A 20813-nucleotide genomic window follows, 5' to 3' on the forward strand; every position below is an offset into this window, starting at 1 on the left:
CGGTCAGGGCTTAGGCCGTCAGCGCGGCGAGGATGGTCTCCGTGTCGCGCACGCGGCCCAGACGCGGGAAGACGTTTTCTACCGATGAGCGGTGCAGCGCTGCATCGTTCGAGCTCATCGCATCCTCGGCCAGCACCAGCGCGTAGCCGTGTTCCCACGCGGCGCGCGCGGTCGATTCCACCCCCACGTGCGTCGAGATACCGCCTAGCACGATGGTGGTGATGCCGCGTCGGCGCAGTTGCAAGTCCAGTTCCGTGCCGTAGAACGCGCCCCACTGGCGCTTGGTGATCTGGATATCGGTAGGGGCGACTTCCAGTTCTGCGGGCTGCTCCCACCATTGCGGCGGCAGGCCGCCCGGTTGGATCGGCGTGGGGCGATCGACCGGCTGGCGCGGTGCGTCGGCGTAGTCCGGTGCCCAGCCCACGCGCACCAGCACCACGGGTGCGCCCAGCGCACGAAAACGTTTCGCCAGCTTGGCCGATGTGCCCAAGACCTGCTCCGCCGAATACGGCCCCTGCGCAAACGGCAGGATGCCGCGTTGCAGGTCAATCAGTACCAAGGCAGTGGTTTTGGCGGACAGGGTTTGCAGCGGTTCAGACATCAAAGACTCCTATCAACGCGACGAGCTTACGGACGGCGGATGACACACGTTGCTGTGGCATGGGCCAGCAAGGTGCCGTCCTGCGTCTTGAGCGTGCCTTCCGATACGCCGATCGTGCGCGAGACGTGCAGCACGCGGCCTTCGGCCACCAGCGGCGTATCCACCGGCACCGGCTTCACCATCTTCACGTTCAGATCGACCGTGCCGTAGCCGGCGCCGGCTTCGAGCGTGGAATGCACCGCGCAGCCCGTCACCGAATCGAGCACCGTGGCCGCAAAGCCGCCATGCACGCCGCCCAGCGGGTTGAGGTGGCGCTTGTCTGCCGTGGCGATAAAGCGCACGGCGCCCGCGTCGATGGCTTCCATCGTCATCGGGATGGTTTCGCTGATGGACGCGCGTGGCAGCTCACCGCGCGACATGGCCTGCAGCAATTGCAGACCGGTCATTTGGGATGGGTGCATGGTGGGGCGGATGGTGTGGGGTTGGACGACGCCACACTCTACCGCGCGCAGGGTTTCTACGACTGCAATGCGTTGCAGCGGGCCGCGCAACAACGCCCCCGACAACGCCCTCAATCACGCCGCCAATGCGGGTCAACCCTCGTTGCGCGTACGCCGACGCGAAAGGCTCCAGAAAGGTGCCCCCTTCTACGCTCGCTCAGCGATTGCATCGAGTGGCTTGACCAACCACGCTTGCGCGTTTTCCAAGCCGGCGCCATGACCGGACACCATTACCCACAAGGAAGGAGACTTCAATGTCCCGCATCAAGTTTGCCCTCGCGGCAACTGCAGCTGCCGCGGCCACCCTGGCCACCGGCGCCCACGCCCAGTCGTCGAACGTGACGCTCTACGGCCTGATCGACACCACCATCAGCACCGTCAGCAACGCCAATGCCGCGGGCTCGCGCCTGACCGGCTTCCAGGTGCCCTGGTTCTCGGGCAGCCGCTGGGGCCTGACCGGCAAGGAAGACCTGGGCGGCGGCACGTCGGCCATCTTCAAGCTGGAATCGGAGTTTGAGACGCCCACCGGCAACATGGACACCCCGGGGGTGCTGTTCAACCGCGATGCGTGGGTGGGTCTGTCGAGCGAGTCGCTCGGTAAGCTGACCTTCGGCCGCCAGAACGCGATTGCGCGCGATGTGTCGGGCATCTACGGTGACCCGTACACCAGCGAGAAGGTGACGCTGGACGAAGGCGGCTACACCAACGTCAACAACTTCAAGCAACTGATCTTCTACGCAGGCAGCGCCACGGGCACGCGCCTGAACAACGGCGTGGTGTGGAAGAAACTGTGGGATGGCCGCTTCTTCACCGGCTTGGCCTATCAGTTTGGCGAAGTGCCGGGCCAGTTCACGCAAGGCACCACCGAATCGCTGGCGCTGGGCTACAACGGCGACAACTTCCACCTCGCAGGCTTCGCGCAACAAGCCAAGGTCAACGGTTTCATGGACCGCTCGTACTCGGTGGGCGGCAACGTGATCTTCGGCATGTTCCGCGTGAACGCCGGCTACTTCCACTACACCGGCGAGCAACCGGCCGCGCTGGGCAACCGGAAGGATGACGCCTACACCGTGTCGCTGAAGATCGCTCCGCAAGGCGCCTTCGACTACGAAATCGGCTATCAGATCATGAAGGCCGGCAACGCAGCCTTTGGGGCCGACGGCAGCACGCTCAACGCCTACTCCAACGTGGCGAACGCCACGGCATCCGGAAGCGGCCGCAAGAACACGCTGTATGGCTCGGTGTTCTACCACGTGTCCAAGCGCACCGAGTTCTACGTGGCGGCCGACTACATGAAGCTGAAGGACCAGTACATCGTGGGCAGCACCAGCGGCCACAACAGCCAGACGGAGTTTGGTCTCGGCATGCGTACGCGCTTCTGATCTGGGCGCTTAGCGACGCTCGCGCGCCTGATCGACAAACTTGTTGGTATAGGTGCGCGAGAGATCAATGTGCTTGTCGCGCGCGTTGGCATTGCTGGCGGCGAGGACGCGCAGGACGGTGGGTGGGCCGTCGTCCGGCATGCGTCCGTCGGTGCTGAAGGTGGGCAACGCGGCGGCAAGCGTTTTGACGTATAGCTCGGGATGATCGCGCCGGAATTCAGCCGGCATGTGTGCGGCGATCGCGTCTGCCGAGTGCGTGTGCAGGTAGCGCAAGGTCCGCACGAAGGCGCGGGCCAGCTTGGCGGCCACATCCGGATGGGCTTCGAGCCACTCGGTCTGCAGGTACAGGCACGCCGCCGGGTACGGGCCGCCGAGCGCGGCGCGCGTGCTCTCCAGCGTGCGCAGATCGAGCAGGATGCGGGCTTCGCCATTGCGTACCAGGCGCGATGCCGTCGGGTCGGTGGTCATGCCGGCATCGATGCGGCCGTTGCGCAGTGCGCTGACAAAGCTCTGTTCCGCGCCGACCGGCAGCATGGTGTAATCCGCCGCCGACAGACCCTGCTGCGCCATCAGGTAACGCGTGAGAAAGCTGGTGGACGATCCCAGCCCTGTCACGCCCAGCGTGCGCCCGCGCAGATCCGGTAGGCTCTGCACCGTGGCGGCCACGCGCGTGGAAACCACCTCCGCCTCGCCGGGCACCTGGCTGAATACAACGATGGCGCGCACTTCTTTGCCCTTGGCCTGCAGGTCGATCGTGTGGTCATAAAAGCCGACCACCCCCTGCGCGAAACCGGTGAGCAGTTCGCTTTCGGCATCCACGCCGGCGGGTTGCGAGAGCAGTTCCACGTCCAACCCCTCATCGCGGAAATACCCCAGGCGCTGTGCCAGCGTGGCCGGCAGGTAGATCATCTTGGCCGTGCCGCTCACCATGAGGGTCAGGTGCGTCGGGTCTTGTGCGAGGGCGTGCGAGGTTGCCACTGCAAGGCAGGCCGCGGTAACCCACCTCGGCAACGCTGTGATCCAGCCCCGGAGGCCGCGTGCGCGCGCGCTCCTGCAGGTAAAAACACCCATTGAGTTGTCTCCGGCTCTTTTGTAGATATCGGTATCGCGTCGTCCGAATGCACGCAGTGATGCATCCGGCGCGCGTAGGCAGCCGCCCCCATTCTAGGAAGCGGCAACCCACAAATCGCTTTCATTGGGTGACTGGCCCGCCCGGCGTGGCCCTCGTATGAAGCTGCTCCTGATCGAAGACAACGCCCCCCTTGCGCACTGGCTGTCGGAAGCACTGCGCCGCGCGCACTTCACGGTGGATCATGCCACCGATGGGGAATCCGCAGATACGTTGTTGCTCACGCAACACTACGACGTAGTGCTGCTGGACCTGCAATTGCCCACGCTGTCGGGGCAAGGCGTATTGCAACGTTTGCGCGCCCGACGCAATCCGGTGCCGGTGCTGATTCTCACGGCCAGTGGCGGGATCGACGACAAGGTCGCCTGCCTGGGTGCGGGCGCCGACGACTATCTCGTCAAGCCGTTCGAGATCCGTGAGTTGATTGCGCGCATCCAAGTGTTGATGCGGCGCAGCACGCCTGATCAGTCCGTTGAGCTGCAGTGCGGGGACCTGACGTATCACACTGGCGGCCGTACCTTCACGTTGGCCGGCCAACCGTTGGTATTGCCGGCGCGCGAGCACGCCGTGCTGGAAATCCTCATGCAGAAGCTGGGGCGGACGGTGTCCAAGCCGGCGTTGGTCAACGGCGTGTTCGGGCTGGACGATGAAGCCAGCCCTGAGGCGATCGAAATCTACATCCACCGCCTGCGCAAGAAGTTGGAGCATTCGTCCGCCACCATCGTCACGCTGCGCGGCCTCGGTTACTTGCTGCGCGATGCCTCAGCCACCCAATCCTGACCAGCCGGCGCAGGCCGTACAGGCGGTCGCGCCCGTGCGTGCACGCAGCCTGCGTGCGCGGCTGGTGCTGTGGCTGGCGCTGCCGTTGGTCGTCTATGTGGCGGCGGATGGCTGGCTCGACCTGGCTGCGGCGCGTCACAACGCCGATCTCGTGCACTTTCACGCGCTGGATACCGCTGCGCAGATGATCAACGGCCAAGTGGAGTGGGACGAAGGCCGCCTGCGTGTATCGGTCCCGCCTGCCGCGCTGGCCGTGTTTGCTGCGCCAGAGACACCCGTGCGCGATCAGGTGGCGTACCAAGTGAGCACCGAGCATGGCCGCCTGCTGGCTGGGCGTCTGGATTTCGGCACACGCCCCGCGTTTGATGCCGCCGGCCAGCCCGACGCCGGTACCTATACCGACACCATGGAAGGCCAGCCCGTGCACGTGGCCGCCGTGGTACGCACCATGTACGACGCCGGCCGTACTGAGCGCGTCGTCACGCGCGTCGCGCAAACCATGAACGGCCGCGACGCGATGATCCGCCAGCTGTGGTGGCCCGCCACCGTGCGGCAGCTCTCGCTGGTGGGGTTGGCGCTGGCGATGATCCTCATCGGCCTGACGCTGGAGTTGCGGCCGATCTTGCGGCTGGCCGGCAATGTGTCGGCGCGCGAACCGACGGACCTCGCGCCGCTGGACCCGACGGGCCTGCAGCGCGAGCTGCAACCGATTGCCGGTGCGTTCAACCAGTACCTGCAGCGCATTGCCGACAACGCGCTCACGCAGAAGCGCTTCATTGCCGATGCCGCGCACCAGATGCGCACGCCGCTGGCGATCCTCAACACGCAGATGCAGGTGGCCGCGCAAACCAATGCGGATGCCGCGTTGCATGAAGTGCTCACGGCTGCGCGCACCAGCACACGCAATCTGGCGGACCTGATCAACGATCTGTTGTTGCTCTCGCAGGCGGAAGCGTCGCCTGCCACGAGCGAGGCGGTGGACCTCACCCATGTGGCCCGCACCGTGCTGGAAGACCTCGCCCTGCTGGCCGACGGTCGCGCCATCGACCTCGGCATGGAGCCGGCCGACCACCCCGTGTGGACCTCCGGCAACCGCACGCTGGTGGCGGCCTTGCTGTTCAACCTCGTCGACAACGCGGTGCGCTACACGCACGAAGGCGGCCGCGTGACGGTGCACGTGTCGGCGGATGACGGCTGGACCATGCTGACGGTGACTGACAATGGCCCTGGCATTCCGCCGGAGGCCTATGCGCGCGTGTTTGAGCGGTTCACGCGCCTCGCGGCCCACACGCAGGGCAGCGGCCTGGGTCTGGCGATCGTGCGGCAGATCGTCGATCGCATGGGCGGGCAGATTGCGCTGGCGCCGGGGCCCGGCGGCGAGGGCCTCGCCGTGACGGTGTGGCTGCGTCGGACGGACGCGCCGGCCGCCGCATGAGTCCCCGCCGGTACTTCCGCTGTTGCGTTACTGCACCGACACGAACACCGGGTTCGAGTAGAACCACAGGTCGTTGTAGTTGCGGTCATTGATGGCGTTGAAGCGCGCCACGTTTTCCGTCACCACCGTTTTCTGATCGGGCAGCGGGTTGCCGTTGCTGGTCTCGCCCGACACGTTCATGCCGAGGTTGGTGCCGCGCAGTCGGAAGTACTGGTTCTTGGTGGCCGTGGTGGTGAACGTGATGCTGTTGTAGCCATCCGCATCGACCTTCCAGTCGGTCTTCGTGAAGGTGGCGACGACCTTGGTGGAGTCGTTGGTGGCCTTCGCGTATTCCGGCGTGCCGGGCGCCGCTTTGGCGGTGACATCCCCGGCGATCAGATCCACGTGATCGACCACCGGGCGCATGTTGGCCTTCAAGCCGCTGCCCAGCGGGAACTCGTAGTTGTTGTGATCGGGGCTCTTGAAGCGGATGGTGATCGTCACCTTGTCGCCCGCCTTTGCGGTGAGCGTGCCGCCCATGTCGGCCGTGGCGGCGGCGGTGTCGGCGTGGAAGTCCAGCGCGTTGATCAGGTCGCCAAACACGCCGAACGATTTGCCGGAGCGCATGGCGCCCAGCAGCGTTTTCAGGTTGGAGGTGGCACCCGGGGTGCCCGGCAGCCAGAGGTAGGTCTTCGCGTATTCGCCGGGGTAGTAGCCGCTGCTGAACTGCTGCGTGGCGTCGACTTCGAAATGGTGGTCGGAATCGGCAAAGTTCCAGATGCGGCGGCCTTCGCCAAGCAGCGCATCCCACACGCCGCCTACCTGCGCGACCACGTAATCGACGCCGCCGTAGGTGCGGTTCTTCAGGTTGGCGTCGATGTAGGCGCTGGTGTAGCCGCCGCGGTCGGGCTCCATCTGGTTGCCGACCATGCCTTCGATGCCGAACATGATGTCGGGCGCGGTGTCGTTGAACTCGCGGAAATCCGCCACCGTGTACTTGCCCGGGTTGCGCGACGGGTGGTTGATCAGCCCGTAGCTGGTGTTCGGGTAGTTCGTCCTGAGCCACTTGAACGCGTTGACCACATCCGCATGCGTGGTGCCGGCGCGCGGGCCTTCCTGCTGCCACGCGGTTACGTCGTTCGGGTCGAACAGCGAGGCGGACTGCTGCGTGAAGAAGTACTCGAACTTGTTCAGACCCTTGCCCGAGGTTTGCAGCGTGTCGGTGCCATCGAAGATGCCGACGTTCAGGTGGTCGTGCGTGGGCATGTCCCACTCGGCGGCCGAGAAGATCAGCTTGCCTGCGTATTTGCCTGCGGCTTGGGCTTGCGCAATGGCCGGCATTTCGTACTGCATGATGCCGGCCGATGCCGCAATCGAGCCGCCCGTGAGCGTGGCACCGGTCGCATCGCGCGGCGAGGGACGCAGGTGGTTCGACACCGCCATCCAGTCCAGGCTGTTGAGGTTGAAGGCGTGGTCGAGCACCGTCGCCAGCGGCGTGACGGCATCGGCGGATTCTGCCGTGTGCACGTGGAGGTCGCCGGTGGTCCACACGCCTTGCGGCTTGGCGGGCGGGTTTGGCGTATTCGGTGTGGTGGGCGCAGGCGCGGTGTCGGTGCTCGTCGTGGTGGTGGGCGCGTCGCTGCCGCCGCCGCAGGCGTACAGGCCGAGGGTCAAGCATGCCGGCACTGCCATCGCGAGCAGCGTCTTCTTGGTTGAAAGCATGGTGGTTTCCTATCAGATGGTGGGTCGAGCAAACGCTCGCCGACCGCCCATGCGTGTGGACGGTTCTTGCGTAAGTCAACGTTTGCGCGCCCGCATCTTGGCGGCCGACGATGACGATCTAGTGAATCCGCGACAGGAAAGGCGAAACAAGAGGCGAAACGATGGCGCGCGCGCCGAACCGTTCGGATTGCCCGACCGCGCGCAATGAAACGGCCCCCCCTTGGCCCCATTGCGGGGCCCAATCATGGAAGGTGCTGAGTTACTTGGCCGGCTTGAGCTGCTGCGCCATCTGCAGATGCTCGCGCAGCGCCGGCAGGTTGTGTGCGAAAAACGCCTTGATGTCGGGGTCCTTGGCGTTCTTCGAAGCTTGGTCAAACAGCGAAACGGCCTCCTTGTGCGCCTTGACGCCCACCTCATCGGCGTAGGTCTTGTCGAACTTCGCGCCTTCCAGCGCATTGAGTTTGTCGACCTTGGCTCGCTCGTCGGCGGGCAGGCTGTCGGGCACGGTGATGCCCTTCTGGCCGGCCAGCGTTTTTAGTTCGTCGCCGACGGCCGTGTGGTCCTTCACCATGCGCTGTGCGAAGGCGCGCACGTCGGGGTTGCTCGCACGCGTGATGGCCACCTGGCTGGCCTGGACTTCCATCATGCCCGCGGCGGCGGCCTTGGTGACGTAGGTGGTATCGGCTTTGTCGGCAGCGGCGGTGGCAGCATTGAGTGCGCCAAAAAAGCCCAGTCCGCCAGCTAGGCAGAGCGCGGCAACGCGGCGCATGCTGAAACGATGGTTGGATCGTTGGTGTTGCATGGGAATCGTCCTCCAGTGCTTGGCGGTCATCACATTTCCTTGCCGATGGCCTTGGACACCGCGGCCGGCGTGTCGTACTCGTCGTCGGGCAAATCGCCCAGGGTCTGCAGGGTGCTGTCGTCGGCACCGTTGGCCTGCGCGGTATCGAGCAGATCTTGCTTCTTGGCCGGATACGACGCGCCCTTCAAGGCTTTCTGGATGCCGATAGGCGAATGCGTCGCATGCTCCTGCCCGCCGCTGTGCGTGCCGCGCTCATGCGACTTGGCACCTGAGCGTTCGGTCGAGCCGTGCCCGCCGTGCTCGGCGCGTCCGCTGTGTTGCTTCGTCTTGGATGGACTGTCGTGCTTGCCGCCACCGGTGGCGTGGCTATGCGACGTCGATTGGGATGGGGCGTGTTTGTGCGCACTGCTGGCGCGCTTGTCGCGAGTCGATTTCATGACACCTCCGCAGGCCGGTTGAAGAGGCCGCGCCAGGAAGTGGCGCGGCCGACAACGCTTTTGCAGCAGTGAACATGCCTGCGGGTTGGTGAACCAAAGCGATGGTGGGTTGAGCCACGGGCAAGTGTGGTTTCAGCTACCCGACATCAACCGTCTTGTGGTTCTGAAGGCTCGATTTCACTCCTCAGCGCTTGTTGTTCCTTCGCGATCTGCTTGATGCTCTTAGCCGGTGTGGGCAGCTTTTCGGGCATGGTGCCGCCGATCTCGGCAATGGTCTGGCGGACTTTGGCGCCGACCTCGCGATGCGTCTCATTCGCCTGGCGCTTGCCGCGCACGTTGTCTCGCCGCAGCTTGTCTTCCGTTTGTGTTGTGCGGAACAGGTTGGCAGCCAGCTCGGTGCTGCCCATGTGGTCCAGAATTTTCTGGCTCTTCTTCAAGCCCTTGGTTGTGTGGATGTCCTTGGCGCCCAGGCCACCGTAAAGGCCTTTGTAGCCGTGGTCCTGAAAGATGGCGTAGTCCAGACCCGATTCCACGCCGGCCTTTTTGGCAGCGCTGGTCAATGCCTTGTTGTGCTCGGCCAGTTCGCCCCGGAGCATGAGGCGGCGAGCGTCTTCGGAAACGCTGCGGAGGGGCCCATCGTCTGCGAGTTCCTGACGGCGGGTCTGGATAGCAAAGTACGTTTGCCCATTGGCGATGACGGGTTTGGATGGGTCGCCGTTCTGGACGATGAGGTAGCAGGCGTATCGAGTGAGCTGGTAGTCCGATACCGCGCGTTGCGCGCCAAAGCCAAGGTTGACCATTTTAACGGTCTCGTTAAAATGGTCCGCCACCTGCTGACCCGAGCGCTCGCAGGCGATTTTGGCCTTTTCGATCAGCCGCACGAAGTTGTGCCAATGTGGGTAGTCCAGCAGCGGCGCTAAGTCGCGCGCTAACCAGAATTCCGAACCGTCGTCATTCAACAGCTTGATTCCTTCGAACGTTTGATGATGCGAGTGGTGGACGGGTGTGCTGGCCATGTTGCTCCCAAGTGTTGGTGGTACCTGGGAGACCGCCGATGGGAGGTCGGCGACGTCGAACCTGGGCACCAAAAGTTTGCGGAGCAAACAATCTAGGGGCCGTCAGGTACAGACGCTGTCAAACGTTGTGAATGGCGTTGCGATGGTTGTGGTGCGGCGGAGCATGCAGGAGTGACAGCCTGCCTCCACGGCTTCCGTAGAATGGCGCAGCCCCACCGCCCACTGCGCCCACGATGGATGTCCACCTGACGATCCACGGTCGGCACGATCTTGCCGGCCAGCTTTACCGACAGCTCCGCACCGCCATCTTGGAGGGCCGCCTCGTGTCGGGAGAGCGGCTGCCTTCCACGCGCGATCTGGCCTTGCAGATCGGCGTGTCGCGCAAGACCACGCTTGATGTGTTTGAACGCCTGATCGCCGAGGGCTATCTGCAGTCGCGCGCTGGCTCGGGCACCTTCGTGGCGCAGGCTGCTGAAGGGCTGTGTGGGCGGACGCCCGCAGTCTCGCGCGCAGAAAAACTCGCTGCGCCCACACCACCTGCGCACGCATTCCCCACGCCGTGGAATGACCTGCCCGACGTGTTGCCGATGCCGCGCGCGGGCGTGGACTACGACTTCGTCGGCGGCGTGACGGAGAAGCGCCTGTTCCCGTTTGATACGTGGCGCCGCTGCGTGGCCCATGCGTTGCGGCAGCAGGCACGCGGGCGCGGCGGCTATCACGACCCGGCGGGCGATCAGTCGTTGCGGCTGGCCATCGCGCGTTATCTGGCGTTCAGCCGTGCGGTGGTGTGTGCATGGGCCGATATCGTTGTCACGCAGGGGGCGCAGCAAGCTATCGACCTGCTCGCACGCGTGGTCGTGCGCCCGGGCGAGACGGTGGCCGTCGAAGACCCCGGGTATCCGCCCGCGCGCATCGCGCTGCAGGCGCTCGGTGCCAACGTGGTGCCGGTGCCGGTGGATGCCGAGGGGCTCATCGTCGATGCGCTGCCGCCGCACGCCAAGCTGGTCTACGTGACGCCGTCGCACCAGTTTCCGCTCGGCATGCCGATGAGCCTCGCGCGCCGCGCGCAATTGCTCGACTGGGCGCGGCGCCACGATGCGCTGATCGTCGAAGACGATTACGACAGCGAATTCCGCTTCGACGGCCGGCCGATGGAATCGCTCAAGAGCCTGGATACCGCGGGCTATGTCGCCTACGTGGGCACGTTCTCCAAGACGATCTTCCCTGAGCTGCGCATCGGCTACGTGGTGCCGCCGGTCTCGTTGCTGGTGCCGTTGCGGCGCGCCAAGCAGGTGGCCGATTGGCATAGCGAATCGCTTATGCAGGCGGCCCTGGCGAAGTTCATGCTCGATGGCGATTTCGCCAAGTATCTGCGTCGCATGCACAAGGAATACGCCGCGCGCCGCAATGCACTGCTGCGGCATCTGCGTGGGCCGCTTGGCGCATGGATGGCGCCGCTGCCGTCTGCGGCGGGTATCCACATGGCAGCGCAGTTGCGTGCGCCGCTGTCGGAGGCGACGGTCGTGCAGGCGGCGCAGCGCGTTGGCGTGGGCCTCTACGGCACGGGTCGCATGTATGTGGCGCAGCCGCCGCAGCCCGGCCTGCTGCTCGGCTATGGTCACGTGAATGCGGCAGAGATCGACGCCGGCCTCACGCGGCTGGCCGAAGCGCTCGGTAATGTGGCTACCTGAAAGTTGCGAGGATTGGCGCTGTTCCGGGGCCACCTAAGGGCCTACGCTGGGGACATCTGCTACCCCAAAAACGTTGGAGCCGCCCGTGGAACCCCGCCTCGATTACAACAAGAGCAACCCCGCTGCCATGCAGGCCGTCCTCGGCCTCGAAAAGGCGCTGAGCAAAAGCACGCTCGAAAAACCGCTGACCGAACTCGTGCGCCTGCGCGCGTCGCAAATCAACGGCTGCGCTTACTGCATCGACCTGCACACCGCCGACGCGCGCAAGGCCGGCGAAGACAGCCGGCGCCTGGCCACCGTCTCCGTCTGGCACGAAACGCCGTTCTTTACCGACCGCGAACGCGCCGCGCTGGCGTGGACGGAAGCCGTCACGCTGGTCAGCGAAACCCGCGTGCCGGATGACGTATGGCAGGCCGTGCGCGCGCAGTTCTCTGATGCAGAGCTGGTTGACCTGACCCTGCTGGTGTGCACCATCAACACGTGGAATCGGTTGGCGATCAGCTTCCGCAAGCTGCCGAGTTGAGAACCTGTTCACGATCCGTAGCGAGCGGCCCTCAGCGGGGTGAAGAGCAGCGCAGGAACCGGAATGGACTCAAGTCCATGAGGATTCCGAGCAGCGCATGAGCTCCCGCATGTGGCCCACCCCGGGGCGCGCAGTAGGATCGTGAACAGGTTCTGAGTGGCACCTATACTCCGCAGCATTGGCGCGCGCCGCACACGGAGGCCTCATGCTGCACAACGTCCGCACCCTCAGCATCAATGTGGAACGTCACTTTGATGACGTGGCCGCCTTCCTGGCCGAGCCCCTGAACTTTCCGATCTGGGCGACGGGTCTGCCGGATGGGCTCGCATCCGGCACACAGGGCTCGGGCGCGGCGCCTGACGAATGGATTGCCAGTGCGCCGGGCAGCGATGAAGGCGCCGTGTTTATCCGCTTCAGCCCGCCCAACACCTTTGGCATTGCCGACCACTGGGTGCGTTTGCCCGATGGCAGTGTGGTCTACGTGCCGCTGCGCGTGGTGCGCAACGGCGCGGGCACCACTGTCTCGCTCACGCTGTTTCAGCAGCCCAACATGGACGACGCGCAGTTCGACGCCGATGCCGAGTGGGTGCAGCGTGACCTGGTGAAACTCAAGACGGTGCTTGAAGCGGAATAGGCGTGCGTGCGCGTTAGACCGCGCTTAGACCCAGCCTTACACCTTATCGCGCTGCGCCGCTTGCGGCACGGCATGTGGCACCGATTGCGGAGCCGCAGGCGTGGCAAGCGACGGATCACCGCGTTCGTCAGACCCCTTCACCTGGCTCACCCAGAACACGGAGAACAGCCCCGCCGCCACGGCCAGCCAGCCGTTGAGCCCGTAGCCTTCAATGTGGCCGCCCGCGCCGTTGCTGAGCAGCAGCCCACCGACCCACGCGCCCACGCCCGTTCCCACCGACATGACCGCACTGTTGGCCGACAGAAACGCGCCGCGCACCTGCGGGTTGGGCACAGTGGTCATCAGCGCCTGCATTGGGACCATGCGGCTGGACAGCACCACCATGAAGCACGGGAAGAACAGCAGCATGCCGATGAACGGCCAGTCGGGCAGATGCGTCATCACCAGCACCGGAATGAACGCCAGCAGCGCAGCCGCCACGAACACGCGGCGGCGGCCGTAGCGATCGGCCAGCTTGCCGACTGCGCGCGAGCTGAAGAACGACGCCGCCCCGCCCGCCACATACAGCCAGGCCAAGTCTTGCGGTGCCACGCCGTGGTTGGCCACCAGCACCGGCGAGATGAACGGAATCACCAGCATGTGCGAACCCATCATCACGAAGGTCAGCAGGAAGGCACGCAGATGGCGCGGGTGGGTCAGCAACTGCCACAGGCCGGTGAGGATCTCGCGCGGTGTCTGGCTGGCGCCAGTCAGGTGAGCGGTCAGGGGCGGCACCGTTTGGCGTGCGCCCAGCCAGATCAGCACCGTCAGCGCCGTCAGCAGGAAGAACGGTGCCGTCCAGCCGAGGTGCGCACCGAGGGCCACGCCCACTGGCACGCCGGCCATGGCGGCCAGCGCAAACGACGACATCACCACACCGGTCGCCGCACCGCGCCGCGCGGGCGGAATCACATCCGACAGCACTGCCATGATGATCGAGCCGAGCACGCCGCCCGTGACGCCTGCAAACGCACGCGCAAACAGCAGCATGGCGTAGCTGTTGGACAGCGCGCAGGCCAGGTTGGCCAGGGTGAAGAGGCCATAGACGGCCAGCAGCAGGCGGCGCCGGTCGAAGCGGTCGGTGTAGGTGGCGGCCAGCAGGCCGGAGGCGCCGGAGCACAGCGAATACACCGACACGGCCGTGGCAAACGCCGCCGGACCAATGCCAAACGTGTGCATGATCTGCGGGCCAAGCGGCATCATCACCATGAAATCCATGATGACGGTGAACTGCGTGAGCGCCAGCAGCCAGAGCAGGCGGCGCTCGCGGGTGGGTTCAAGTAGGGGCATGAGGGTGAGAAGAGAGCGAGGAGACAGCATGCCCAGACTGCCGGGCTGGCTGGGCGGCACACCGTGTTGTGTCTGAAAACATATCTTACGATAGTTGTCGCGACACAAGAAGTCAAACTCGAATCTGCATAACCAGCCTGGAAGGCAGGTCATCGTGCGCGTGTTTGCGCCGGCCCTCGAAATTTTTTCGCGGATGCGAATCCGTTTGGCGTGCTGGCGCCTCTTAGGGGGCGAGGACTTCCCTCACCTTTCGTCCGCCCCCTTTTGGAGAACATCATGTCGTTTCTGAAAACTGCGCTGTATGTGAAAAACGTGCCGAACTGGGAGCGCGCCGTGCGCATCGTGCTGGCGTTGGCCGTGATTGCTGGCGGGCTGGCCTTGGCCGCCGCGCCGTGGAACTGGCTGTTGGCCGCCGCCGGTGCCGGGTTTGGCCTGACGGGTGTGGTCGGCTTCTGCCCGGCATGTGCGCTGGTCGGCCGCAAGCTGCAACAACCCCCGCGGAACTGAGCTATGGATCTGGTCCGTCACCAGCCCCTGCTCGATGCCGCCCGCGCGGGTGACGTATCGGCCATCGAGCGCCTGCTGGCCGTCTGCCAGCCCGATATTCGCCGCTATGCGCAGCGCAACTGCCTGATCTCCGACGTGGATGACGCTGTGCAGGAAAGCCTGCTGGTGCTGTCACGCAAGGTGGGCTCGCTGCGCGCGGCGGCGGCGTTCTCCAGCTGGCTGTTTGCCATCGTGCGCCGCGAGTGCCACCGCATGGCGCGCAAGGCGCTTTCCACCGACCCCTGGGATGACGACAAGGTGGAGGCCTGGCTTGCACGCCAACCCGTCGACGACCTGCGTCACGACATCGCCGCCGCGCTGGAATCCCTGCCCGCGCACTATCGCGAGATCATCGTGCTGCGCGATCTGAACGAGATGACCATCGGCGAGATTGCCGACCAACTGCACGAGACCCGCGCGGCAGTGAAGAGCCGCCTGCACCGGGCACGGCAGCTCACGCGCGAGTACTTGCTTGGCTGAAGGTGGCGGGCCGGACTACTTTGCCCGCAGTGCCCACAGTGCGTCCAACACGTGCTGCGTCGATCGCTCAACATGCCCGGCGCGATGCGCGACGCCGAGTTCGCGCCACAAGGCAGGCCGCAGGGGCCGCATGATGATGCGCGTGTCTGCCGGTGCGGCGGAGGCTTCGTGCGGCAACAGCGTCGCACCGTAGCCCGCGGCGACGAGGCTCTTGATGGCGTCGTTGTAGTTGAGCTGGATGCGCGGCACGGGGTGGTGGCCGTCGGCGGCAAACCACTCCATGGTCTGGCGCGAGAGCCGCGTGGTGGTGTCGTTCAGGATCAACGGCTGCGCTGCGAGCCATGCAGGCGTGATGCGGGTGGGGCTTGTCCAGTGTGCGGGCAAAAAAGCCATGACGGGATCGCGACGCCATGGCTTGATGCTGAGCCCCGCCACCTGCGATTGCGGCAATGCCACCAGGCCGACATCCAGCGCACCTTCCGCCAGCTTGCTCAGTGTTTCCTGCGAGGTCAGCACCGCCACCTGCACGTCGATGCCGGGGTGGTCTTGCCGCAGCGCGTCCAGCGCCTGTGGCAGCAGGTGGGCGATCGCACCAGTGGAGGCCCCCAGCCGCACGCGCCCGCTCAGGCCTTGCACTTGGCGTTGGATGTCGTCCAGGGCCTGTTCGGCATCGGCCAGCAGCTTGCGGGCGCGTTCCACCATCACCTGCCCGATGGCGGTCGGCTGCACCTGCCCGCGCTTGCGCGAGAGCAGCGGCGCGCCCACGCGGCCTTCCAGCTCGGCGATGTGCATGCTCACGGTGGGCGGCGCCAGATGCAGCGCGCGGGCCGCTTCGGCAAAGGAGCTGCGGTCGGCCACTTCCACCAGGGTGCGCAGACGGTCGAGGCTGATTTCTCGCATGGTTCAGAAACGCTGAATGTGGTGGTTGGGAAATTCAACTTTTCATATTCTAGGCGGCAGCCGAAGATGGCGGCTCACACATCGCTCACACACACCGACTGCAGAGGACTCCGCCATGTCCACGCCCCTCCTCTTTATCGACGGTGACCAAGGCACTACCGGCTTGCAGATTCACGAACGCCTGCGTGGCCGCACGGATCTGCAACTGCTGACGCTGCCTGCGGATGCACGCAAAGATCCGCACCGCCGTGCCGAGGCCATCAACGCGTGCGATATCGCCATCCTGTGTTTGCCCGATACGGCGGCGCGCGAGGCGGTGGCGTCCATCGTCAACCCAAGCGTGCGGGTGATCGATGCCAGCTCCGCGCATCGCACCATGCCGGGTTGGACGTATGGGTTTCCGGAGATGGCCGCCGAACAGTCGCAGCGTGTTGCCACAGCTTCGCGCGTGACCAATCCGGGCTGCTACCCGACTGGGGCGATCGGCTTGTTGCGTCCGCTGGTGAAGGCCGGTTTGTTGCCAACGGACTACCCCGTGGGCATTCACGCGGTGTCGGGCTATTCCGGTGGTGGTCGCGCGGCGGTGGAGGCTTACGAGGGGCCCGGTGCCAGCAACGCGCTGCCGTTTCAGGTGTATGGGTTGGGTTTGGCGCACAAGCACACGCCGGAGATTCAGCAGCACGCCGGCCTCACGCAGCGCCCGATGTTCGTGCCTGCGTACGGCGCGTATCGCCAGGGCATTGTGCTGACGGTGCCACTCGAGTTGCGCCTGCTGGCGCCCCGCACCGATGCGGCCACGCTGCACGCGTGCCTGCAGCGTCACTACGCGGGCGCGGATCACGTTGAAGTCATGCCGCTGGCTGACGCATCAGCGCTGTCGCATCTGGACCCCCAAGCGCTCAACGGCACCAACGACATGCGCCTGAGCGTCTTCGCCAATGACCACGGGCAAGTCCTACTGAGTGCCGTGTTCGACAACCTCGGCAAAGGGGCGTCGGGCGCGGCAGTGCAGAACCTCGGGCTGATGTTGGCAGCGTGCTGACGCGGCCCTCCTCACGTGCGCGTCGCCACGATGAACAAGCGCGGGAACGGCAGCAGCACCGTGCCGTCATCCTGTGCTGGGTAGCCTTGCGCCACGGCATCGCGGTAGCGCGTGAGGAAGGCGTTGCGTTCGGCGTCGTCATCCAACGCAGCGAGGAACGGACGTAGCGCACTGCCCTTGAACCATTCGACCACCGCATCGGCGCCGCCGCGCAGCGGGTGGTGATACGTGGTGCGCCACACGTCCACGCGCGCGCACAGCGGGGCGAGCAGCCCGTAGTAGTGGCGCGGATCAAACCGCTCCGTCCGCTCCACGCCCTTGAGCTTGTTTGCCCAGGGCCCTGAGGCGGCCACTTCGCGCATCAGGCGGTGTGCGGGCTCGTCCAAGTTGTCCGGCATCTGCACTGCCAGGTGGCCACCCGCCGTGAGCTTGCTGACCAGCTTCGGAAACAGCGTGTCGTGCGCGGGCAGCCACTGCAGCACCGCATTGGCGAGGATCAGGTCATACGCACCGGGTTCGTCCCACGTTGCAATGTCGACGATGTCGAACCGCACCTCCGGCAGGCGCTTGCGTGCGGCCTGGATCATGTCGGCGGAAGCGTCGATGCCGCGCACGGCTGCAGCGGGCGCGCGCGCGATCAGGGCTTCGGTGGAGTTGCCGGGGCCGCAGCCGATGTCGATGGCCACGTGGATGGGCGTGGGCGGCACGGCGGCCAGCAAGTCGCGGATGGGCCGCGAGCGTTCGTCTTCAAATTGCACGTATTGCTTGGCGTACCAATCGTGTGGGGTCGTCACGATGTGCTCCTTGTCGTTGTTTGCCTGACGCTGGATTGTGTAGGGCGACAACCCATCAGTAAAATGAATTCAATTTCCAGATTGATTCAAAATACTGATGAAAATCGATACGCTGGGCGTGCAGGCTTTTGTGGCGATTGCGGAGTGCGGAAGCTTTACGCAAGCCGCCGATACGCTGCATGTCACGCAGACCGCCATCACGCAGCGCTTGCGCAAACTGGAAGCTTTTCTGGGCGTGGCGTTGGTGGAGCGCACCACGCGCCGCACGGAGCTGACGGAAATCGGTCAGCGTTTTCTGCCGCAGGCGCGGCGGCTGTTGGGTGAGTTGTCCGATGCGCTGACGGAGATTCGCGAGACGGGCCTGAGCCAGCGTGGCGACATCACCATTGCGTGTGTGCCGACGGTGGGCGTGCAATACCTGCCGCGCATCCTGCGCGCGTTCTCCGAGCACCGTCCGCATGATCGCGTGAAGATTCTCGACCACGCCTCTGCGTCGGTACTGCAAGCGGTGCTGCGGCGCGAGGCGGAATTCGGTATCAGCATTGCGGGCGATCAGCACCCAGAACTCGTGAGCGTGCCGTTGACGAGCGACCCGTATGTGCTGGTCTGCCGCGACGATCATGCGCTGGCCAAGCGGCGGCGTATCCGATGGGCGGCGCTACAACCGCATCCGCTCATCTTTGCTGGCGAGGTCAGCGGCAACCGCAGCCTGCTGGACGGCGCGCTCAAAAACAGTGGCGTGACGCTGCATTCGTTCTACGAAGTGCAGCGCAGCTCCACCGCGCTGGGCCTAGTCGCCGAGGGGCTGGGTGCGGCGGTGGTGCCAAAGCTCGCCATCCAGAAGAATGCGTACCCGATGATCCGCACGATTGAACTGGTGGAGCCGGTGGTCTCGCGCACGCTGGTGTTGGTGACGCGCAAGGCGGCGCAGTTGTCGCCAGCGGCGCGTGCGTTGTATGACCGCATTGCCGAGGGCGCCACGCCCACGAACTGATGCCGTGGCGAGGAAGCCGGTCCGCGCCTGCGTACCGGCCCTCTCCCCTCGCACATGACCCGTCAGCCGCGAGCCCCCTCTGCACTGCTCGGATAGCGTGTATCCCCACGCCATGCAAGCAGGTCATGTGCGCTGGTTTGGCGATCCGCGCCTTGCCCGTACGGGTCAAAGCGATCGTACTTCCACGACAGCGTGCCACGGGTGTCGGCTTGGCGATCCGCGCCCTGCGTGAACGGGTCCGTCTTGTCGACGGCGCCTTGCGTATAGGGATCGAACTTGGGTTGCGTGGCCGAGGCCGGAAGCGCTGCGAACAGCGCGGCAGAAGCGGAAAGCGTGGCAAGCCATGCCAGCGAGAGGCGGCGGGTGTGCATGATGAACTCCTGGTGCGGTGAACGTGTGCCATCCAACATGGCACGCCATCAGGTCGTTGACGGCGCTTGGCCGTCTCAACCTCACAGGTTGGTCGCGGTAGTCATGCAAACCTGACACTGCATCGGTGAAGAATCATTCCGCGCCGCCCTGTACCCACAGATAAGCAGCGCATCCGGCAGTGGATGCAGTACGGAGAAAATGTGCGCGTGGCGGAGCTCGCGTCGGCTGCTGGTTACGCCAGCTGCATCAAGCCGTGCACGCCCTGCCACCCGACGTAGAGCCCCACCAGCGTAATTAACACGCCCGACAGATAAGGCGCCTTGCTGGCGAACTCGCCAAAGCCGCTCCAGCGCTTGGATACGTGCTTCACGCTGAGCGCCGCGAGCGCACCGGACGCGACCAGCGTCAACGCCAGCCCAATGCTGAAGCACAGCACCAGCGCGGCGCCCAACGTCACCTGCTTGAGTTGCAGGCACAGCAGCAGCACGGTGATCGATGCGGGGCACGGGATCAACCCGCCGGTCAGCCCGAACACGATGATCTGCGCGGTGGTTACCTCGCGGTTGGCGAAGCGGCGGCGGATGTCGTTGGCGTGCGCGCGTTCGTGGGCGTCCTGGTAACCGCCGGACGACACGTCCAGCCCACCGTGGTCGTGGTCGGCATGCGCGTGGTCGTGTTCAACGAAATCCACGTCGTAATCATGCCGATGGTGTTCATGCCCAAGCGACAGCCGCGCCACGAAGGCGTGCGGCTCGGGAATGGTCTGGGTAGATTCCAGAAAGCCGTCGCGCTGCACGAACGCAAACGTCTGCCGGCTGCCGTCGGGTCGCTCAGTGATGATCTGTACCTGGTCGGCGGTCCATGCGTGGCCGCGTGTGCCTTCGCGCGTGAGCCGGAAGCGTGGTGGCACGCCGTCTTCAAACACCTCAAGCCGGACCGTGCCGTGGCCGGTGTCGATGTGCTTGGCTTCGTCATGGTTGTGCGCGTGATCGTGGTCATGCCCGCGCGTGCTGCGCCACGTGCGCCACATCATCCAGGCTGCCACGGCCACGATCAGCACGGCCGATGCCACCTGGAAGTACGGCTCGGTGGTCTCCGCGTTCCAATTGCGGCCGAAGTACAGCCCCGCCATGGCCACCGCCCACACCACCGCGGTGTGCGACACCGTGGCCGACAGCCCCAGCAGCACCGCCTGCGCCAGCGTGCCCCGAATGGCGACGATGAACGCCGCCATCATTGTCTTGGAATGCCCAGGCTCCAGGCCATGCAATGCGCCCAGCAGGATGGCGCTGGGGAAGAACAGCCAGGCATTGCCTTGCTGCAACAGGGTGGCGAATGCGGTCATGGGTGGGCCATCCGTGGCGGTTTCCAAGTCGGTGCAGTATACTCCCCCCTAGTATCTGCATGCTACCCTCCGGCGACTCTGCAACCCGCAAACCACCCGAACCATGGCCCACACCATCCGCGACAAAGCCAAGCTCCTGGCGCGCGTACGGCGCATTCAGGGGCAGACGGTCGCTCTGGAAAAACAACTCGCCGATGAGGGGGATTGCACGGCCGTGCTGCAGCAGATCGCTGCGATTCGCGGTGCGGTCAACGGGCTGATGGCCGCCGTGATCGAAGGCCACCTGACCGATCACGTGGTCAAGGAACCTGCCGAAGCGCAGCGCCAGGAAGACCTGGATGCCGTGATGCAGGTGATCAAGTCGTATTTGAAGTAAGGCG

Annotated in this window: 23 protein-coding genes; 11 read left to right on the top strand and 12 right to left on the bottom strand. The window is 65.2% G+C overall.

Annotated features, from left to right (window positions below):
• Positions 1-10: 10 nt before the first annotated feature.
• Together ACS7SF_RS09465 and ACS7SF_RS09470 are read right to left on the bottom strand one after the other, a co-directional pair.
• Positions 11-601 carry a hydrolase gene (locus ACS7SF_RS09465; RefSeq protein ID WP_439889549.1) on the bottom strand — a complete coding sequence of 197 codons (591 nt, stop codon included), beginning with the start codon at positions 599-601 and terminating at the stop codon, positions 11-13.
• 26 nt (positions 602-627) lie between these two features.
• Positions 628-1062: a PaaI family thioesterase gene (locus ACS7SF_RS09470; protein ID WP_439889550.1), complete on the bottom strand. Its 435-nt coding sequence runs from the start codon at positions 1060-1062 to the stop codon at positions 628-630.
• A 293-nt stretch (positions 1063-1355) separates the two neighbouring features.
• Here ACS7SF_RS09470 and ACS7SF_RS09475 point away from each other — a divergent pair, with 293 nt between their 5' ends.
• Positions 1356-2483 (top strand): porin, encoded by a 1128-nt coding sequence (locus ACS7SF_RS09475; protein ID WP_439889551.1) that lies wholly within the window; start codon positions 1356-1358, stop codon positions 2481-2483.
• A 9-nt stretch (positions 2484-2492) separates the two neighbouring features.
• On the opposite strand, the gene ACS7SF_RS09480 is transcribed toward ACS7SF_RS09475, so the two are convergent.
• The gene (locus ACS7SF_RS09480; RefSeq protein WP_439889552.1) at positions 2493-3554 is read right to left on the bottom strand and encodes an ABC transporter substrate-binding protein; all 1062 of its coding nucleotides are present in this window, start codon (positions 3552-3554) and stop codon (positions 2493-2495) included.
• 157 nt (positions 3555-3711) lie between these two features.
• On the opposite strand from ACS7SF_RS09480, the gene ACS7SF_RS09485 reads away from it, so the two are divergent.
• Entirely contained in the window at positions 3712-4392 is a 681-nt protein-coding gene (locus tag ACS7SF_RS09485) for a response regulator (protein WP_439889553.1), read from the top strand.
• A complete protein-coding gene (locus ACS7SF_RS09490) occupies positions 4370-5827 on the top strand; it encodes a sensor histidine kinase (RefSeq protein ID WP_439889554.1) in 1458 nt (485 codons plus the stop codon). Before ACS7SF_RS09485 ends, ACS7SF_RS09490 begins: the two co-directional genes overlap by 23 nt.
• A 27-nt stretch (positions 5828-5854) precedes the next feature.
• Here the strand turns inward: ACS7SF_RS09490 and ACS7SF_RS09495 are convergent, their stop codons facing one another.
• From ACS7SF_RS09495 to dinD, 4 genes are all read right to left on the bottom strand, one after another.
• Positions 5855-7528: an S-layer protein gene (locus ACS7SF_RS09495; RefSeq protein WP_439889555.1), complete on the bottom strand. Its 1674-nt coding sequence runs from the start codon at positions 7526-7528 to the stop codon at positions 5855-5857.
• 259 nt (positions 7529-7787) lie between these two features.
• Positions 7788-8330, bottom strand: coding sequence for a DUF4142 domain-containing protein (locus ACS7SF_RS09500; protein WP_439889556.1), 543 nt, complete (start codon positions 8328-8330; stop codon positions 7788-7790).
• Positions 8331-8359: 29 nt separating this feature from the next.
• Complete coding sequence (locus tag ACS7SF_RS09505) at positions 8360-8767, bottom strand: DUF2795 domain-containing protein (protein WP_439889557.1); 408 nt, start codon at positions 8765-8767, stop codon at positions 8360-8362.
• 146 nt (positions 8768-8913) lie between these two features.
• Positions 8914-9783 carry a DNA damage-inducible protein D gene (gene dinD / locus ACS7SF_RS09510; RefSeq protein ID WP_439889558.1) on the bottom strand — a complete coding sequence of 290 codons (870 nt, stop codon included), beginning with the start codon at positions 9781-9783 and terminating at the stop codon, positions 8914-8916.
• 233 nt (positions 9784-10016) lie between these two features.
• On the opposite strand from dinD, the gene ACS7SF_RS09515 reads away from it, so the two are divergent.
• The 3 genes from ACS7SF_RS09515 (at position 10017) to ACS7SF_RS09525 (ending at position 12631) form a co-directional block, all read left to right on the top strand.
• The gene (locus tag ACS7SF_RS09515) at positions 10017-11474 is read left to right on the top strand and encodes a PLP-dependent aminotransferase family protein (protein WP_439889559.1); all 1458 of its coding nucleotides are present in this window, start codon (positions 10017-10019) and stop codon (positions 11472-11474) included.
• Between the two features lie 85 nt (positions 11475-11559).
• Complete coding sequence (locus ACS7SF_RS09520; protein WP_439889560.1) at positions 11560-11997, top strand: carboxymuconolactone decarboxylase family protein; 438 nt, start codon at positions 11560-11562, stop codon at positions 11995-11997.
• Positions 11998-12202: 205 nt separating this feature from the next.
• Complete coding sequence (locus ACS7SF_RS09525) at positions 12203-12631, top strand: SRPBCC family protein (RefSeq protein WP_439889561.1); 429 nt, start codon at positions 12203-12205, stop codon at positions 12629-12631.
• A gap of 36 nt (positions 12632-12667) precedes the next feature.
• Here ACS7SF_RS09525 and ACS7SF_RS09530 read toward each other — a convergent pair whose 3' ends face one another.
• Complete coding sequence (locus tag ACS7SF_RS09530; protein ID WP_439889562.1) at positions 12668-13960, bottom strand: MFS transporter; 1293 nt, start codon at positions 13958-13960, stop codon at positions 12668-12670.
• 276 nt (positions 13961-14236) lie between these two features.
• Here ACS7SF_RS09530 and ACS7SF_RS09535 point away from each other — a divergent pair, with 276 nt between their 5' ends.
• Positions 14237-14467: a YgaP family membrane protein gene (locus ACS7SF_RS09535; protein ID WP_439889563.1), complete on the top strand. Its 231-nt coding sequence runs from the start codon at positions 14237-14239 to the stop codon at positions 14465-14467.
• Between the two features lie 3 nt (positions 14468-14470).
• The gene (locus ACS7SF_RS09540) at positions 14471-14986 is read left to right on the top strand and encodes an RNA polymerase sigma factor (RefSeq protein ID WP_439889564.1); all 516 of its coding nucleotides are present in this window, start codon (positions 14471-14473) and stop codon (positions 14984-14986) included.
• A 15-nt stretch (positions 14987-15001) separates the two neighbouring features.
• Here ACS7SF_RS09540 and ACS7SF_RS09545 read toward each other — a convergent pair whose 3' ends face one another.
• Positions 15002-15886 carry a LysR family transcriptional regulator gene (locus ACS7SF_RS09545; RefSeq protein WP_439889565.1) on the bottom strand — a complete coding sequence of 295 codons (885 nt, stop codon included), beginning with the start codon at positions 15884-15886 and terminating at the stop codon, positions 15002-15004.
• A gap of 115 nt (positions 15887-16001) precedes the next feature.
• Between ACS7SF_RS09545 and argC the strand changes: the two genes are divergently transcribed.
• A complete protein-coding gene (gene argC, locus ACS7SF_RS09550) occupies positions 16002-16928 on the top strand; it encodes an N-acetyl-gamma-glutamyl-phosphate reductase (protein ID WP_439889566.1) in 927 nt (308 codons plus the stop codon).
• Positions 16929-16939: 11 nt separating this feature from the next.
• On the opposite strand, the gene tam is transcribed toward argC, so the two are convergent.
• Entirely contained in the window at positions 16940-17722 is a 783-nt protein-coding gene (tam, locus tag ACS7SF_RS09555) for a trans-aconitate 2-methyltransferase (protein ID WP_439889567.1), read from the bottom strand.
• A gap of 97 nt (positions 17723-17819) precedes the next feature.
• Between tam and ACS7SF_RS09560 the strand changes: the two genes are divergently transcribed.
• Entirely contained in the window at positions 17820-18716 is an 897-nt protein-coding gene (locus ACS7SF_RS09560) for a LysR family transcriptional regulator (protein ID WP_439889568.1), read from the top strand.
• A 62-nt stretch (positions 18717-18778) separates the two neighbouring features.
• On the opposite strand, the gene ACS7SF_RS09565 is transcribed toward ACS7SF_RS09560, so the two are convergent.
• Both ACS7SF_RS09565 and ACS7SF_RS09570 read right to left on the bottom strand, forming a co-directional pair.
• Positions 18779-19087, bottom strand: coding sequence for a hypothetical protein (locus ACS7SF_RS09565; protein ID WP_439889569.1), 309 nt, complete (start codon positions 19085-19087; stop codon positions 18779-18781).
• A 233-nt stretch (positions 19088-19320) separates the two neighbouring features.
• On the bottom strand, positions 19321-20433 hold the full coding sequence (locus tag ACS7SF_RS09570; RefSeq protein WP_439889570.1) for a nickel/cobalt efflux protein RcnA: 1113 nt from the start codon (positions 20431-20433) through the stop codon (positions 19321-19323).
• A gap of 103 nt (positions 20434-20536) precedes the next feature.
• Here ACS7SF_RS09570 and ACS7SF_RS09575 point away from each other — a divergent pair, with 103 nt between their 5' ends.
• Positions 20537-20809, top strand: coding sequence for a metal/formaldehyde-sensitive transcriptional repressor (locus ACS7SF_RS09575; RefSeq protein ID WP_439889571.1), 273 nt, complete (start codon positions 20537-20539; stop codon positions 20807-20809).
• Positions 20810-20813: the final 4 nt, after the last annotated feature.

Source organism: Ralstonia sp. 25C, from assembly GCF_051904805.1.
GTDB lineage: Bacteria > Pseudomonadota > Gammaproteobacteria > Burkholderiales > Burkholderiaceae > Ralstonia.